Origin of the sequence: Enterobacter cloacae complex sp. IR5403 (assembly GCF_049238705.1) — a bacterium.
Taxonomy (GTDB): domain Bacteria; phylum Pseudomonadota; class Gammaproteobacteria; order Enterobacterales; family Enterobacteriaceae; genus Enterobacter; species Enterobacter hormaechei_C.
Genome location: NZ_JBMKHP010000001.1, coordinates 159,896 through 175,144 on the forward strand (window position 1 = coordinate 159,896; position 15,249 = coordinate 175,144).

Sequence of the window (15,249 nt, forward strand, 5' to 3'; positions counted from 1 at the left end):
GCCATGACAACGTTTCATTCATTAACAGTGGCAAAAGTGGAACCCGAAACCCGCGACGCGGTGACCATTACCTTCGCGGTGCCGCAGGCGTTACAGGAGGCGTACCGCTTCCGTCCCGGTCAGCATCTGACCCTGAAAGCCAGTCCTGGCGGGGAGGAACTGCGCCGCTGCTACTCCATCTGCCGGAGCACCGCGTGCGGTGAGATCAGCGTGGCGGTCAAAGCCATCGAAGGGGGACGTTTTTCCCGCTATGCCCGGGACGAGATCAAACCGGGCATGGCGCTGGAGGTGATGGTGCCGCAGGGGCATTTTGGCTACCAGCCGCAGGCCGAACGCGAAGGCCATTATCTGGCGATTGCCGCCGGGTCCGGGATCACCCCGATGCTGGCAATTATATCCGCTACGCTGGCCACTGAAGCCCACAGCCACTTCACCCTGATTTACGGCAACCGCAGCAGCCAGAGCATGATGTTCCGCCGGGCGCTGGCGGACCTGAAAGATAAATACCCGCAGCGTTTGCAGCTGATCGCCATCTTCAGCCAGGAGACGCTCGACAGCGATCTGCTCCATGGCCGCATTGACGGGGAAAAGCTCCAGGCGCTGGCAAAAACGCTGGTGAATTTCCGCCAGTACGATAAAGCCTTCATCTGCGGCCCGTCGGCGATGATGGATGAGGCTGAGGCGGCACTAAAAGCGCTGGGTATGCCGGAAAAAGCGATCCATCTTGAGCGCTTTAACACGCCGGGTACACCCGTTAAACGGACAGCCAGCGTGCAGGCCGACGGGCAGAAGGTCACCGTCCGTCAGGACGGGCGCGACCGTGAAATCACCCTGACGGCGGACGACGAAAGCATTCTTGATGCCGCCCTGCGTCAGGGGGCGGATCTGCCTTATGCCTGCAAGGGCGGCGTATGCGCCACCTGCAAATGCAAAGTGCTGCGTGGAAAAGTCGATATGGCGACCAACTACAGCCTGGAGCCGGACGAGCTGGCCGCAGGCTATGTGCTGAGCTGTCAGGCGCTGCCGTTAACCGCCGACGTTATCGTCGATTTTGATGCGAAGGGGATGGCATGAGCGAACTGATTGTCACCCGTCATGGCCGCGTGTTGCAGCTGACGCTTAACCGTCCGGCGGCGCGCAACGCGCTCAACAATGCGCTGCTCCTGCAAATCGCGGAGCAGCTTGAGGCCGCCGCCGCGGATGCTGAGATCGCCGTCTGCGTGATGTACGGCAACGAACGCTGCTTTGCCGCCGGGGCCGATCTCAACGAAATGGCGGAGAAAGACCTGCCCGCCACCCTGAACGATATCCGCCCGCAGCTGTGGGCGCGGATCAACGCCTTCACCAAACCGCTGATTGCCGCCGTGAACGGCTTCGCGCTGGGGGCAGGCTGTGAGCTGGCGCTGCTCTGCGATGTCGTGATTGCCGGTGATAACGCCCGTTTTGGCCTGCCGGAAATCACCCTCGGGATCATGCCGGGCGCAGGCGGCACCCAGCGGCTGATCCGCAGCGTAGGCAAATCGCTGGCCAGCAAAATGGTGCTGACGGGCGAAAGCATCACGGCGGTGCAGGCGCACAGCGCCGGGCTGGTCAGCGACGTCTACCCGGCCTCGCTGACGCTGGAGTACGCCCTGAAACAGGCGGCGCGGATGGCGCGCCACTCGCCGCTGGCGCTACAGGCGGCGAAGCAGGCGCTTCGCCAGTCGCAGGAAGTCCCGCTTCAGGCCGGGCTGGCGCAGGAGCGTCAGCTGTTTGCGCTGCTCGCGGCCACCGACGATCGGCGGGAAGGTATCAACGCCTTTTTACAAAAACGCACCCCAGACTTTAAAGGACGCTAATTGTGGAATCTATTCTGAGCCATGTTGAGCAGGGCGTAATGACCATTACGCTGAACCGCCCGGAGCGCCTGAACAGCTTTAACGACGTCATGCACCAGCAGCTTTCCGAATGCCTGAAGCAGGCCGAGCGCGATGACGCTATCCGCTGCCTGCTGATCACCGGGGCAGGACGCGGTTTCTGCGCCGGGCAGGATCTTAACGACCGTAACGTGGACCCGAACGGCCCCGCGCCGGATCTGGGCATGTCCGTTGAGACTTTTTACAACCCGCTGGTGCGCCGCCTGGCAAAATTGCCGAAGCCGGTGATTTGCGCGGTTAACGGCGTGGCGGCGGGCGCGGGGGCGACGCTGGCCCTCGGCTGCGACATGGTGATTGCGGCGCGCTCCGCCAGTTTTGTGATGGCCTTCAGCAAGCTCGGCCTCGTCCCGGACTGCGGCGGCACCTGGCTGCTGCCGCGCGTGGCCGGACGCGCCCGCGCCATGGGGCTGGCATTGCTGGGCGATAAGCTCAGCGCCGAGCAGGCACAGGCCTGGGGAATGATCTGGCAAGTGGTGGACGACGAGCAGCTCTCCGCCACCGCACAGCAGATGGCGCTGCATTTTGCCTCGCAACCGACCTTTGGCCTGGGCTTGATCAAGCAGGCAATCAACGCCGCCGAAACCAATACCCTTGACGCCCAGCTTGATCTGGAGCGCGACTATCAACGTCTGGCCGGACGCAGCGACGACTACCGGGAAGGCGTCAGCGCGTTCCTGGCAAAACGCGCGCCGAACTTTACGGGGAAATAAGATGGTGAATATCCATACGGTTGCCGTCATTGGCAGCGGCACCATGGGCGCCGGGATTGCCGAAGTGGCAGCCAGCCACGGTCATCCGGTTCTGGTGTACGACATTGACGCAGCGGCAATTTCCCGCGCCGTCGACGGCATTCGCCAGCGGCTCTCCTCACGGGTTGCGCGCGGAAAACTCTCTGCCGACGCCGGGGAACAGATCCTCGCCCGCCTGACGCCGGTGACGACTATCAGTGCTCTGGAGAAAGCCGATCTGGTGATCGAGGCGGCTTCCGAGCGGCTTGAGGTAAAAAAAGCGCTTTTTACCCAGTTGGCAGAGGTCTGCCCGCCGCAGACGCTGCTTGCCAGCAATACCTCGTCCATTTCCGTTACCGCGATTGCGGCGGAGATAAACCACCCTGAACGCGTCGCCGGGCTGCACTTCTTCAATCCTGCCCCGGTGATGAAGCTGGTGGAAGTGGTCAGCGGACTGGCGACCTCTCCGGAAGTGGCCGATGCACTGTGCGAGCTGGCGCTGAACTGGGGAAAGCAGCCGGTACGCTGCCAGTCCACGCCGGGGTTTATCGTCAACCGCGTGGCGCGCCCGTTCTACTCGGAAGCCTGGCGCGCGCTGGAAGAGCAGGTGGCAACGCCCGAGGTGATCGACGCCGCCCTGCGAGACGGCGGAGGCTTCCCGATGGGGCCGCTTGAGCTGACGGACATGATTGGTCAGGACGTCAACTTTGCCGTGACCTGCTCCGTGTTTAATGCCTTCTGGCAGGAGCGTCGTTTTCTGCCGTCGCTGGTGCAGCAGGAGCTGGTGCTGGCCGGGCGTCTGGGCAAGAAAAGCGGGCAGGGCGTTTACCGCTGGCAGGAGGAGAAACCCGCCGTCAGCTGGCTCGCCCCGGTCAGCGACAGCTTCAGGCCGATGCGCGTTCAGCGAAGAAGTGACGGCGTCACGGAAATTGACGAACTGTTGTTGATCGAAACGCAGGGTGAAACCGCGCAGTCGCTGGCGCTGCGCCACGGCTGCCCGGTGGTGGTGGTCGACCGCATCGAGCGGGATGTGGCCGTGATAGCCGCTGCACCCGGCAACCCGCACGCCGCCACGCAGAAAGCCATTTACTGGTTGCAGCACCAGGAGAAACGGGTGGTACAGATTGCCGATTACCCCGGCCTGCTGGTCTGGCGCACGGTAGCGATGATTGCCAACGAAGCGCTGGACACTTTGCAAAAAGGGGTCGCCAGCGAGCAAGACATCGATACCGCCATGCGCTTAGGGGTCAACTATCCCTGCGGGCCCATCGCCTGGGGCGAGCGCCTTGGCTGGCAGCGTCTGTTAACGCTGCTGGAGAACCTGCAACGTCACTACGGCGAGGAACGCTATCGCCCCTGTTCACTGCTGCGCCAGCGTGCGCTTCTGGAGAGTAGCTATGAGTCATAACGCCTGGCATAACGCCCGCGCGATGTACGAACGGGACGCCTGCGCGCAGGCGATGGGGATGGACATTATCGACATGGGCGAGGGCTACGCGGTGGTGACCATGACCATCACCCCGCAGATGCTCAACGGGCATAAAACCTGTCACGGCGGACAGCTGTTCTCGCTGGCCGATACCGCCTTTGCCTACGCCTGCAACAGTCAGGGGCTGGCGGCGGTGGCCTCAGGCTGCGCCATCGATTTTCTGCGTCCGGGCTTTGCCGGAGATAAGCTCACCGCCACCGCGCGGGTGAAGCATCAGGGCAAACTGACCGGCGTCTACGACATTGAAATTCAGAACCAACACCAGAAAACCGTCGCGCTTTTTCGCGGAAAATCTCACCGCACCGGCGGCAGTGTGACAGGAGAGGCCTGATGCGTGACGCATTTATTTGTGAGGGGGTGCGTACCCCGGTCGGTCGCTACGGCGGAGGATTATCCAGCGTGCGTGCCGATGACTTAGGGGCCGTGCCGCTGCGTGCGCTGTTGGCGCGTTACCCGCAGCTCGATCTGGAGCGCATAGATGACGTGATCTTCGGCTGCGCGAATCAGGCCGGGGAGGATAACCGCAACGTGGCGCGCATGTCGGCGCTGCTGGCCGGGCTGCCGCAGACGGTATCCGGCACCACCATTAACCGCCTGTGCGGCTCCGGTCTGGATGCCATTGGCTTTGCGGCGCGCGCCATCAGAGCCGGGGATGGCGATCTGCTGATCGCCGGTGGCGTCGAATCCATGTCCCGTGCGCCGTTCGTGATGGGCAAAGCCACGGCGGCGTTTCAGCGTCAGGCGGAGATCTTCGACACCACCATCGGCTGGCGATTTGTGAATCCGCTCATGCATCAGCAATACGGAACTGACAGCATGCCGGAAACGGCAGAGAATGTAGCGGAATTGTTAAATATAAGCCGTGCCGATCAGGACGCATTTGCCCTGCGCAGCCAGCAGCGCACCGCGCGGGCGCAGCAGAATGGCGTTCTGGCGCAGGAGATTATCCCGGTACAGGTGGCGGGGAAAAAAGGTGCGGTAACGGAAGTGAGCGTGGACGAGCATCCGCGCGCCGAAACCACCCTGGAACAGCTTGCCGCGCTGAAAGCCCCGTTCCGTAAGAACGGTGTGGTGACGGCGGGGAACGCCTCTGGCGTCAACGACGGGGCGGCGGCGCTGATTATCGCCAGCGAGCCGATGGCGCTTGCCCAGGGGTTAACCCCGCGCACCCGCATTGTGGCCATGGCGACCGCGGGCGTCGAGCCGCGCCTGATGGGATTAGGCCCGGTGCCCGCCACCCGCAAGGTGCTGGAGCGTGCCGGACTCAGTATCACCGATATGGACGTCATTGAGCTTAATGAAGCCTTCGCCGCACAGGCGCTGGGCGTACTGCGTCAGCTGGGCTTGCCGGATGACGCGGAGCATGTCAACCCGAACGGCGGGGCGATCGCGTTAGGTCATCCGCTGGGAATGAGCGGTGCCAGACTGGCGCTGGCCGCAAGCAATGAATTGCACCGACGCGGCGGGCGCTACGCGCTGTGTACGATGTGCATCGGTGTGGGTCAGGGCATTGCCATGATCCTTGAGCGTGTTTGAGCGAACAATAATGTGAGTACCCTGCGATGATAAATACAACAAAGCTTGATCCGATCGAAACCGCGTCCATTGATGAATTACAGGCGTTGCAGACCGCGCGCCTGAAGTGGACGCTGAACCACGCCTACAACAACGTTCCGATGTACAAACGTAAGTTTGATGCCGCGGGCGTTCACCCTGACGATTTCACCGAGCTGGCGGACCTGCAAAAATTCCCGTGCACCACCAAGCAGGATCTGCGCGACAACTACCCGTTTGATACCTTTGCGGTGCCGATGGAGCAGGTGGTGCGTATCCACGCCTCGTCGGGCACCACCGGAAAGCCGACCGTGGTGGGGTATACCCAGAATGATATCGACAACTGGGCCAATATCGTCGCCCGTTCCCTGCGCGCCGCCGGGGGCAGCGCGAAGGATAAAATTCACGTCGCCTACGGTTACGGGCTCTTCACCGGCGGGCTGGGGGCGCACTACGGTGCCGAGCGTCTGGGAGCGACGGTGATCCCGATGTCCGGCGGCCAGACGGAGAAGCAGGCGCAGCTGATCCGCGATTTCCAGCCGGATATGATCATGGTGACGCCGTCTTACTGCCTGAACCTGATTGAAGAGCTGGAGCGTCAGATGGGCGGCGATGCCAGCGCCTGTTCCCTGCGCGTCGGCGTGTTTGGCGCCGAGCCGTGGACGCAGGCGATGCGCCGCGAAATTGAAAAACGGCTGGGCATTACCGCGCTGGATATCTATGGTCTCTCCGAAGTGATGGGGCCGGGCGTGGCAATGGAGTGTCTTGAAACCGCTGACGGCCCGACCATCTGGGAAGATCACTTCTACCCGGAGATCGTCAACCCGAATGACGGCACGCCGCTGGCCGACGGCGAGCAGGGCGAACTGCTGTTCACCACGCTGACCAAAGAGGCGCTGCCGGTGATCCGCTACCGCACCCGCGACCTGACGCGCCTGCTGCCGGGCACCGCACGCACCATGCGCCGGATGGATCGCATCAGCGGGCGCAGCGACGACATGCTCATCATTCGCGGGGTTAACGTCTTCCCGTCACAGCTGGAAGAGGAGATCGTTAAGTTCGAACACCTTTCGCCGCACTATCAGCTGGAGGTGAACCGCCGCGGGCATCTTGATTCACTTTCGGTGAAGGTCGAGCTGAAACAGAGCAGCTTAACGCTGACCCATGAACAGCGCTGTCAGGTCTGCCATCAGCTGCGTCATCGGATTAAATCGATGGTGGGGATCTCAACCGACGTGATGATCGTAAACTGCGGCAGTATACCGCGCTCCGAGGGTAAAGCCTGTCGGGTGTTTGATTTGCGTAAAGTGGCAGCCAACGGTTAAAACACCTAACCCCTCATCCTAACCTTCTCCCCAGAGGGGAGAAGGGACAGCTCGGTGCGGTCTTTTTCCCTCTCCCCATTGGGGAGAGGGTCAGGGTGAGGGGGAAACCCCACATCCCTGTGCTATGATTCATCCAGGAAAAAAATAACAACAGAATGAATCACATGAATAAACTTGATGCCTTTATCCAGCACGCAGTCAGCTCTGTTCCCGTCAGCGGTACGTCGCTTATCTCCTCACTGTATGGCGACGCGCTTTCCCATCGCGGCGGAGAGATCTGGCTCGGCAGCCTGGCGGCCCTGCTGGAAGGGATGGGTTTCGGCGAGCGCTTTGTGCGCACCGCGCTGTTTCGCCTCAACAAAGAGGGCTGGCTGGACGTGTCCCGCATTGGCCGCCGCAGCTTTTACCGTCTCAGCGACAAGGGGCTGCGTTTGACCCGCCGCGCGGAAAATAAAATCTACCGTGCGGAATTGCCGGCGTGGGATGGTAAATGGCTGCTGCTGCTTTCCGAGGGGCTGGATAAAACCACGCTCGCGGACGTGAAAAAACAGCTCATCTGGCAAGGGTTCGGCACGCTGGCGCCGAGCCTGATGGCCTCGCCGTCGCAGAACCTGGCGGACGTACAGTCTCTGCTGCATGACGCGGGCGTGGCGGAAAACGTCATTTTCTTTGAAGCCCATTCGCCGCTGGCCTTGTCACGCGCGGCGCTACGATCCCGCGTGGAAGAGTGCTGGCAGCTGACCGAGCAAAACGCGATGTACGAAACGTTTATCAACTCGTTCCGTCCGCTGCTGCCGCTGCTGAAAGAGGCGCCGCCTGAGGATTTGACCCCGGAACGCTGCTTCCAGATCCAGCTGTTACTCATTCATTTTTATCGTCGCGTGGTGCTGAAAGATCCGCTGTTGCCGGAAGAGTTACTTCCTGCGCACTGGGCGGGCCAGAGCGCGCGACAGCTGTGCATTAACATCTACCAGCGCGTGGCGGCGGGAGCCCTGGCGTTTGTCAGTGAGAAGGGGGAAACCTCCGTGGGCGAGCTGCCCGCTCCCGGCACGCTTTATCACCAGCGTTTTGGTGGTCTGAATATCACATAAGGAGAGGGTATGCCTGTTTATCAAATTGATGGTCTGACGCCGGTCGTGCCTGAAGAGAGCTATGTTCACCCGACGGCGGTGCTGATTGGCGACGTGATCCTCGGCAAAGGTGTTTACGTGGGCCCTAACGCCAGCCTGCGCGGTGATTTTGGCCGGATCGTGGTGAAAGACGGCGCGAACATCCAAGATAACTGCGTGATGCACGGTTTTCCGGAGCAGGACACGGTGGTGGAAGAGGACGGGCATATCGGCCATAGCGCGATCCTGCACGGCTGCATTATCCGCCGTAATGCGCTGGTGGGGATGAATGCGGTCGTGATGGACGGGGCGACGATCGGCGAAAACAGCATCGTCGGGGCGGCGGCGTTTGTGAAGGCCAAAGCGGAGATGCCTGCGAATCACTTAATTCTTGGCAGTCCGGCGAAAGCGATTCGTGAGTTAAGCGCGCAGGAAATAGCGTGGAAAAAGCAGGGCACGCGGGAGTATCAGGTACTGGTGGATCGCTGTAAGCAGACGCTGCATCAGGTGGAGCCGCTGCGGGAAGAAGAGCCCGGACGCAAACGGCTGGTCTTCGATGATAATTTGCGGCCCAAGTCGGCTGGCCGGGATAAATAAGGCCGTTCGTTCGCGCACGTTGATCAAGGCGTGAAGATGAACTTAATACGCTTCCGGCAGGGGGCGGTCAATCGACACCAGCTTTCCGTGCTTCATGGTGATATAGCCCCCGGCTTTGAGATCTGCCAGCACGCGGAAGACATGCGTGCGTGACAGGTTAGTGCGCTTGATGATAAACAGCGCCAGGCCCTCATTCTCTCCCGTGTGGGTCTCCTGCCGATAAAGATAGCGATAGAGCATCGGTTTGATGGTCTGGTAGCTGGTGACCTGCCTGCGTTCATTGTGCAGGTCGATGGTAAAAATGGACATGTAGGTCAGTATGGTGGCCAGCGCCTGCATGCGCTCAGGCCCGCCCTCAAAAAATATCTGGTCGAAGTCGGCCCAGGCTATTCTCACCAGTTTCACCTTCGCACTGCTGCGATATTCATACTTCACCAGTGGACAATACCTTTCCATTAACCCTATCGGCATATACTCGATAGTATTGCCAATATTTAGGCCATCATCAGGCATTAATATCGTCAGCGACCCTTCAGTACAAAAATAGATATAGCCAGGCTCGACGGTGAATTTTTTATTTGCGGCAACGGTTAAGGCCTCGCCTTTACAAAGCATGTGCGGAAAGAATTGCTCAATATTGAGTTGCTGATAATAGGTATGGATATCCTGGAAATTCACGCTAAGCCTCTCCCCGCAACGTCTGCCGTGGTAGCGAGTATAGCAGCAATAGCCCCCGGATTACGAACCGATAAATAACCAGTCCCATATGGGACTATGATGGGAAAGTATTCTGATTAGAATGGTCGTCAATGAGTTCGCATTAAAATTATCCGCCAACCGTAAATATCCAGGCGGCGCAATTAATCTATGAGGCCATTCAATGAAATTAACTCTAATCGCTAAACAGCTGGCGCTTGCCGGTGTGTTGACGTCGCTGTCGCTTTCCGCGTTTGCGGAAGTACAGCCGCAGGATGCCACTGCCACAACACGACAGGCAAATAACGCCCTGTATAACAAATTACTGTTTGCCGATAAAACCGACTTTGAGAACGCCCATAAAGGCTTTATCGCCCCGCTGCCGCAAAACATGATTAAAGGCGAGCAGGGGAACGTTATCTGGAACCCGGCGAAATATGATTTCGTGAAAGAGGGTGAAATAGCCCCGGATACGGTAAACCCGAGCCTGTGGCGTCAGTCACAGCTGATCAACATTGGCGGGCTGTTTAAGGTCACCGACGGCGTGTATCAGATCCGTAATCTCGATCTCTCCAACATGACCATCATTGAAGGCGAGAAGGGCATCACCGTTATCGACCCGCTGTTAAGCGCTGAACCGGCGAAAGAAGCGCTGGATCTCTACTACGCAAACCGCGGCAAGAAACCGGTCGTCGCTGTGGTGATCACCCACAGTCACGTCGACCACTACGGCGGCCTGCGCGGTGTGGTTGACGAAGCCGACGTGAAGTCCGGCAAAGTGAAGATCTACGCCCCGGAAGGCTTTATGAAAGAAGCGGTTTCCGAAAACATTATGGCCGGGAATGCGATGAGCCGCCGTGCGAGCTATATGTACGGCAATCTGCTGAAGCCGGATGCAAAAGGCCAGGTGGGGGCGGGTCTTGGCACCACCACTTCTGCGGGTACGGTGACCCTGATCCCGCCGACCAACTACATTACCCATACCGGCCAGCAGGAAGTGATCGACGGGCTGACCTACGACTTTATGATGGCGCCGGGCTCAGAAGCCCCGTCCGAAATGCTGTGGTATGTCAAAGAGAAGAAAATGATCGAAGCCGCAGAGGACGTGACCCATACCCTGCACAACACCTACTCCCTGCGCGGCGCGAAAATCCGCGATCCGCTGGCCTGGTCTAAGTACATCAACGCCGCCATTGAGCGCTGGGGCGCGGACGCGGAAGTGATTATTGCCCAGCACCACTGGCCGACCTGGGGCAACGAGAATATCGTCAAGCTGATGAAAGGCCAGCGCGATATGTACCGCTACATCAACGACCAGACCCTGCGTATGGCCAACAAGGGGCTGACCCGCGACGAGATCGCCGCTGAATTTAAACTGCCGGAATCGCTGGAAAAACAGTGGGCGAGCCGCGGCTACTACGGTTCCGTCAGCCACGACGTCAAAGCCACCTACGTGTTTTATCTCGGCTGGTTCGACGGCAACCCGGCTACCCTCGACGAACTGCCGCCTGAACAGGCTGCGAAGAAGTTCGTGGAATACATGGGAGGGGCCGATGCCATCATGCAGAAAGCCAAAGCTGACTATCAGCAGGGCAACTACCGCTGGGTGGCGCAGGTGACCAGCAAAATTGTCTTCGCCGATCCGCAGAACGCTGCGGCACGTAATCTGGAAGCCGACGCGCTGGAGCAGTTAGGTTACCAGGCGGAAGCGGGCACCTGGCGTAACTTCTACCTGACCGGCGCGCAGGAACTGCGTAATGGCGTCAAGAAGCTGCCGACGCCGAACACCGCCAGCCCGGATACCGTGCGGGCGATGACCCCGGAAATGTTCTTCGACTACTTGGGCGTGCACATCAACGGGGTGCGGGCCGGTAACGCGAAAGCGGTCTTTAACATCGATCTCGGTAAGGATGGCGGCAAATACAAGCTGGAGCTGGAAAATGGCGTGCTGAACCATACCGCCAACGCGCAGGCGAAGGATGCTGACGCAACCATCACGCTGGATCGCACCACGCTGAACGACATCATCCTTAAGAAAGAGACGCTGAAGCAGGCGATGGATAAGGGTGACGTGAAGGTGAGCGGAGACGGAGCGAAGCTGGAAGAGATGCTGAGCTACATGGATAAGTTTGACTTCTGGTTCAATATTGTGACGCCATAAGTTTAGCGTTCATCCTGGTTAATCCTGGCGCCTTATTGCGATAAGGCGCCATTTTTTTATTCACGCATCGCCAGCGCGCTGGCGCTTGCCGGATCGAACAGCGAAATACTCTCGATCTGATCCAGCATGATCACTTTGCGAAAATCCATGGCGCTTTTGGGCTCTGAATCGAGCGTAATGTCATGCTCGGCATACCATTTGCTGTAATTATGTTCGATACAGAGCTGCATGTTCTTCCCGTCACGGTAGCCGCTCAGCATCGGAATAAGCACGATATTGGCCGTTTTTTCATACTCCAGCGTGGCGGTATGGATCATGCCAATATAGATCCGCCGCGATTTCAGCGTGACGTGCGCCAGTTCACCTTCCTCCATGCACTGATAGAGCAGCTGTTCAATCCCGCTCGACTGCGCCAGCCGCTTGTACAATCTTTTCCGGCCTTCACCGTCCAGCCGCGCGCTTCCGGCCCAGTTCGAGCGGTAGAGACAAAACAGGATCGCAAAAGTTAGCATCACCACCACCGGGGCCTGAATCCCCAGGAAGCTCCAGTTCATAAAATCAATTTGCCAGTCGGCATATTTTGCTGACGTGAAATGGAACGTGTTATCGGCGGCGGAGAGGGCGAACAACAGCAGCCACAGCAGGCCGGTGGCGATCACCCCCTGAAGAACAAAAATACAGCCATACAGCGCCACAAGAAAATAGACGTCCCAGCCAAAGGATCGCTTGATTTTAAACCGTGTTGAGAGGTCGCGGCTGGTGTACCAGTACCCGCATACCATTAATACCATGAATATTGCCGTTCCCATTTCAGGCCCTCTTCAGCGCGTTGACATGGCGCAGAAAGTCCTGCCGCACCTCATGGCTTTTGTAGTTAACCGAGGCGTTTCCATCCTGATCGATGATGATGCGGTCTCCATCCTCTACGGCTTCGATAATTTCCTGGTGACTCATGACCTGCAACAAGGATTCCGGGCTGGAAAAGAGCGTCATCAGTAAATGTTTCATCGCGTGACATCCTTATGAATTAAAAGGATAAGTCTGGAAGATAAATGGCACCTTTGCCTTAAGGTTATCCCTAAAAAAACGGCACTCTGGCGGCGAAATTCAAATTTTTGCACAAAATGGCTGCGCAAGGTGACATCGCAGGTAATTGAAAAATAATAAGAATAAAAAATATATCTGCGCAAACTTGGACAAATAACGTTAATTGTGTAAGTTTAAATTATGCGATTTCGCTACGTTGTTTACACCCAGGATGTGACCCATGAGCACGTTGCCGTCCGTCATCAGTCGGTTCGTTGATTACTACGCCACGCTGGATACCCAGCCACCTTCGGCGCTGGCGGGGATTTATCGCGCCGATGCCACGCTTATCGATCCCTTTGGCGAACACAGCGGGGTGTTCGCGATTCAGCGCTATTTCACCCATCTGCTGGCTAACGTCCAGCACTGTCGCTTTACCGTCGATGCACCGTTGCAGCAGGGCGATCGCTTTGTGGTCACCTGGGTGATGCACTGGTCGCACCCGCGTATCGCCCGGGGGGCAATGCGCCAGCTGCCGGGCTGCTCCGTGGTAGACATGCGCGACGATCGCATTGTTCGCCAGCGGGATTACTACGATGCCGGAGAGATGATTTATGAACATCTCCCGATACTCGGCTGGGCCGTGCGCGGCGTGAAGCGGAGAGTGAAATCATGAAAACGGTTCTGATCACCGGCGCAAGCTCGGGCATCGGGGCGGGGCTGGCGAAATCGTTTGCCGACGATGGTTACCGGGTGATTGCCTGCGGGCGCGATGCGCAACGTCTGGCAGCCGTCCATCAGCACAGCCCCAACATTACGGTGCGCCAGTTCGATATGACAGACAGGGACGCCTGTCGCCAGGCGCTCGCGGACTGTGCTGCCGACACGGTGATTCTCTGCGCCGGAACCTGCGAGTATCTCGACCGCGGCGAGGTGGATGCCGGGCGGGTGGCGCGGGTCATGACCACCAATTTCATCGGGCCGGTAAACTGCCTTGCGGCGTTGCAGCCGCAGCTGGTATCCGGCAACCGCGTGGTGCTGGTCAGTTCGATGGCGCACTGGCTTCACTTCCCGCGAGCCGAAGCGTATGGCGCCTCTAAAGCGGCGTTAACCTGGTTTGCCGACACGCTGCGCCTCGACTGGGCACCGAAAGGGATTGCCGTCACGGTCGTTTCACCCGGTTTTGTCGACACGCCGCTGACCCGCAAAAACGATTTCCCGATGCCGGGCCGGGTCAGCGTGGGGGACGCCGTCCACGCCATTCGTCGCGGTCTGGCAAAAGGGAAGGATCACATCGCGTTTCCCGCCGGATTCAGCCTGGCGCTGCGCCTGCTTTCCGGCCTGCCCGATGTACTTCAGCGCGCACTGCTGCGCAGGATGGTGCGATCATGAAAATCGCAATTATCGGTAGCGGCATCGCCGGGTTAACCTGTGCCTGGCGTCTCGCCGGACATCACCAGGTTACGCTGTTTGAAGCGCAGGCCACGCCGGGCGGCCATACCGCAACGGTGGATGTCGACACGCCGCAGGGCACCTTTGCCATCGACACCGGTTTTATCGTCTACAACGACCGCACCTATCCGCGCTTCATGGGGCTGCTCAGCGAACTGGGCATCTGCGGGCAAAAAACGCAGATGAGCTTTTCGGTGCACAACCCGCAGAGCGGGCTGGAGTACAACGGGCACACGCTGACGTCGCTTTTCGCCCAGCGACGTAATCTACTCAACCCGGCCTTCTGGACGCTGCTGAAGGAGATCGTGCGCTTTAACCGGCTGGCGAAACAGACGCTCAGGGGCGAAGTCGATGGTTCCGCCACGCTGGAAACGTTCCTGCGCCAGCACGGTTTTACGCCCTTTTTTGCGCGCCACTACATCCTGCCAATGGGGGCGGCTATCTGGTCGTCGTCGCTACAGGAAATGAAACGCTTTCCGCTGCCGCTCTTTTTACGCTTTTTTGAAAACCATGGTCTGCTGGACATCACCCATCGTCCGCAGTGGTACGTGGTGCCAGGCGGCTCCCGGGAGTATATCCGCGCGATGCTGGATACGCTCGGCGATCGCCTGACGCTGCACCTCAACGCGCCGGTCCAGCAGGTTATTCGCCACGATCGTGGGGTTGATATTGCGCGTGAGGGTGTAACAGACACCTTTGATCAGGTGATCTTCGCCTGCCACTCCGCTCAGGCGCTGGCGATGCTCGCCAGCCCAACGCCGGCTGAACGCGAGGTGCTGGGGGATATTGGCTGGCAGCGTAACGAGGTGGTGCTTCACCGCGATCCGCGCTGGCTGCCGGTACGCGAACGCGCGTGGGCGAGCTGGAACTACCGCCTCAGCGAGCAGGATCGGGCCAGCGCCTGCGTCACCTACAACATGAATATCTTGCAGGGACTGCCGCCGGGCAGCCCGCTGTTTTGCGTCACCCTCAACCCGGAAACGCCGGTGGAGGAACGCTTTGTGCTGCGCCGCTTTGTCTATGAGCATCCGCTTTTTAACCCGAAAAGCTGGCAGGCTCAGGCCCGGCGCGGCGAAATAAATGGTCGCCAGCGGAGCTGGTTCTGCGGCGCGTACTGGTACAACGGCTTCCACGAAGATGGCGTACGCAGTGCGCTGGACGTGGTCAACGCTATCGCGGCCGGGGAGGGCAACTAA

Annotated in this window: 16 protein-coding genes; 13 read left to right on the forward strand and 3 right to left on the reverse strand. The window is 59.3% G+C overall.

The window, feature by feature from the left end:
- Positions 1–3: 3 nt before the first annotated feature.
- From paaE to paaY, 9 genes are all read left to right on the forward strand, one after another.
- Positions 4–1,074 carry a 1,2-phenylacetyl-CoA epoxidase subunit PaaE gene (gene paaE, locus ACOTW6_RS00870; protein WP_213788728.1) on the forward strand — a complete coding sequence of 357 codons (1,071 nt, stop codon included), beginning with the start codon at positions 4–6 and terminating at the stop codon, positions 1,072–1,074.
- A complete protein-coding gene (gene paaF, locus ACOTW6_RS00875; protein ID WP_047733412.1) occupies positions 1,071–1,838 on the forward strand; it encodes a 2,3-dehydroadipyl-CoA hydratase PaaF in 768 nt (255 codons plus the stop codon). Before paaE ends, paaF begins: the two co-directional genes overlap by 4 nt.
- On the forward strand, positions 1,838–2,626 hold the full coding sequence (paaG, locus tag ACOTW6_RS00880) for a 2-(1,2-epoxy-1,2-dihydrophenyl)acetyl-CoA isomerase PaaG (RefSeq protein ID WP_026080707.1): 789 nt from the start codon (positions 1,838–1,840) through the stop codon (positions 2,624–2,626). The genes paaF and paaG overlap by 1 nt, the downstream gene beginning before the upstream one ends.
- Before the next feature lies 1 nt (position 2,627).
- Positions 2,628–4,052 carry a 3-hydroxyacyl-CoA dehydrogenase PaaH gene (gene paaH / locus ACOTW6_RS00885; RefSeq protein ID WP_213788729.1) on the forward strand — a complete coding sequence of 475 codons (1,425 nt, stop codon included), beginning with the start codon at positions 2,628–2,630 and terminating at the stop codon, positions 4,050–4,052.
- Complete coding sequence (paaI, locus tag ACOTW6_RS00890) at positions 4,042–4,464, forward strand: hydroxyphenylacetyl-CoA thioesterase PaaI (RefSeq protein ID WP_017693477.1); 423 nt, start codon at positions 4,042–4,044, stop codon at positions 4,462–4,464. The genes paaH and paaI overlap by 11 nt, the downstream gene beginning before the upstream one ends.
- Positions 4,464–5,669, forward strand: a complete 1,206-nt coding sequence (gene pcaF / locus ACOTW6_RS00895; protein ID WP_023296563.1) for a 3-oxoadipyl-CoA thiolase — start codon at positions 4,464–4,466, stop codon at positions 5,667–5,669. Before paaI ends, pcaF begins: the two co-directional genes overlap by 1 nt.
- Positions 5,670–5,695: 26 nt before the next feature.
- On the forward strand, positions 5,696–7,012 hold the full coding sequence (gene paaK / locus ACOTW6_RS00900) for a phenylacetate--CoA ligase PaaK (RefSeq protein ID WP_213788730.1): 1,317 nt from the start codon (positions 5,696–5,698) through the stop codon (positions 7,010–7,012).
- A gap of 155 nt (positions 7,013–7,167) precedes the next feature.
- The gene (gene paaX / locus ACOTW6_RS00905; protein WP_032103751.1) at positions 7,168–8,103 is read left to right on the forward strand and encodes a phenylacetic acid degradation operon negative regulatory protein PaaX; all 936 of its coding nucleotides are present in this window, start codon (positions 7,168–7,170) and stop codon (positions 8,101–8,103) included.
- A gap of 9 nt (positions 8,104–8,112) precedes the next feature.
- Entirely contained in the window at positions 8,113–8,718 is a 606-nt protein-coding gene (gene paaY, locus ACOTW6_RS00910) for a phenylacetic acid degradation protein PaaY (RefSeq protein WP_213788731.1), read from the forward strand.
- Between the two features lie 42 nt (positions 8,719–8,760).
- Here the strand turns inward: paaY and ACOTW6_RS00915 are convergent, their stop codons facing one another.
- Positions 8,761–9,396: a helix-turn-helix domain-containing protein gene (locus tag ACOTW6_RS00915; protein ID WP_213788732.1), complete on the reverse strand. Its 636-nt coding sequence runs from the start codon at positions 9,394–9,396 to the stop codon at positions 8,761–8,763.
- Between the two features lie 202 nt (positions 9,397–9,598).
- On the opposite strand from ACOTW6_RS00915, the gene ACOTW6_RS00920 reads away from it, so the two are divergent.
- Positions 9,599–11,575 (forward strand): alkyl/aryl-sulfatase, encoded by a 1,977-nt coding sequence (locus tag ACOTW6_RS00920; protein ID WP_213788733.1) that lies wholly within the window; start codon positions 9,599–9,601, stop codon positions 11,573–11,575.
- A 56-nt stretch (positions 11,576–11,631) separates the two neighbouring features.
- Here ACOTW6_RS00920 and ACOTW6_RS00925 read toward each other — a convergent pair whose 3' ends face one another.
- Positions 11,632–12,384, reverse strand: a complete 753-nt coding sequence (locus tag ACOTW6_RS00925; protein ID WP_047733405.1) for a hypothetical protein — start codon at positions 12,382–12,384, stop codon at positions 11,632–11,634.
- A 1-nt stretch (position 12,385) separates the two neighbouring features.
- Positions 12,386–12,583, reverse strand: coding sequence for a hypothetical protein (locus ACOTW6_RS00930; protein WP_003857318.1), 198 nt, complete (start codon positions 12,581–12,583; stop codon positions 12,386–12,388).
- Between the two features lie 259 nt (positions 12,584–12,842).
- Here ACOTW6_RS00930 and ACOTW6_RS00935 point away from each other — a divergent pair, with 259 nt between their 5' ends.
- The 3 genes from ACOTW6_RS00935 to ACOTW6_RS00945 are packed head-to-tail and all read left to right on the forward strand — an operon-like array spanning position 12,843 to position 15,249.
- Positions 12,843–13,277: a nuclear transport factor 2 family protein gene (locus ACOTW6_RS00935; protein ID WP_090278275.1), complete on the forward strand. Its 435-nt coding sequence runs from the start codon at positions 12,843–12,845 to the stop codon at positions 13,275–13,277.
- On the forward strand, positions 13,274–13,993 hold the full coding sequence (locus ACOTW6_RS00940) for an SDR family NAD(P)-dependent oxidoreductase (protein WP_047050854.1): 720 nt from the start codon (positions 13,274–13,276) through the stop codon (positions 13,991–13,993). Before ACOTW6_RS00935 ends, ACOTW6_RS00940 begins: the two co-directional genes overlap by 4 nt.
- Complete coding sequence (locus ACOTW6_RS00945) at positions 13,990–15,249, forward strand: NAD(P)/FAD-dependent oxidoreductase (RefSeq protein ID WP_213788734.1); 1,260 nt, start codon at positions 13,990–13,992, stop codon at positions 15,247–15,249. Before ACOTW6_RS00940 ends, ACOTW6_RS00945 begins: the two co-directional genes overlap by 4 nt.

Coding starts and splice junctions, on each gene's coding strand:
- paaE (WP_213788728.1), top strand. CDS start 4: ATGACAACGTTTCATTCATTAACAGTGGCAAAAGTGGAACCCGAAACC.
- paaF (WP_047733412.1), top strand. CDS start 1,071: ATGAGCGAACTGATTGTCACCCGTCATGGCCGCGTGTTGCAGCTGACG.
- paaH (WP_213788729.1), top strand. CDS start 2,628: ATGGTGAATATCCATACGGTTGCCGTCATTGGCAGCGGCACCATGGGC.
- paaI (WP_017693477.1), top strand. CDS start 4,042: ATGAGTCATAACGCCTGGCATAACGCCCGCGCGATGTACGAACGGGAC.
- pcaF (WP_023296563.1), top strand. CDS start 4,464: ATGCGTGACGCATTTATTTGTGAGGGGGTGCGTACCCCGGTCGGTCGC.
- paaK (WP_213788730.1), top strand. CDS start 5,696: ATGATAAATACAACAAAGCTTGATCCGATCGAAACCGCGTCCATTGAT.
- paaX (WP_032103751.1), top strand. CDS start 7,168: ATGAATCACATGAATAAACTTGATGCCTTTATCCAGCACGCAGTCAGC.
- paaY (WP_213788731.1), top strand. CDS start 8,113: ATGCCTGTTTATCAAATTGATGGTCTGACGCCGGTCGTGCCTGAAGAG.
- ACOTW6_RS00920 (WP_213788733.1), top strand. CDS start 9,599: ATGAAATTAACTCTAATCGCTAAACAGCTGGCGCTTGCCGGTGTGTTG.
- ACOTW6_RS00925 (WP_047733405.1), bottom strand. CDS start 12,384: ATGGGAACGGCAATATTCATGGTATTAATGGTATGCGGGTACTGGTAC.
- ACOTW6_RS00930 (WP_003857318.1), bottom strand. CDS start 12,583: ATGAAACATTTACTGATGACGCTCTTTTCCAGCCCGGAATCCTTGTTG.
- ACOTW6_RS00935 (WP_090278275.1), top strand. CDS start 12,843: ATGAGCACGTTGCCGTCCGTCATCAGTCGGTTCGTTGATTACTACGCC.
- ACOTW6_RS00940 (WP_047050854.1), top strand. CDS start 13,274: ATGAAAACGGTTCTGATCACCGGCGCAAGCTCGGGCATCGGGGCGGGG.
- ACOTW6_RS00945 (WP_213788734.1), top strand. CDS start 13,990: ATGAAAATCGCAATTATCGGTAGCGGCATCGCCGGGTTAACCTGTGCC.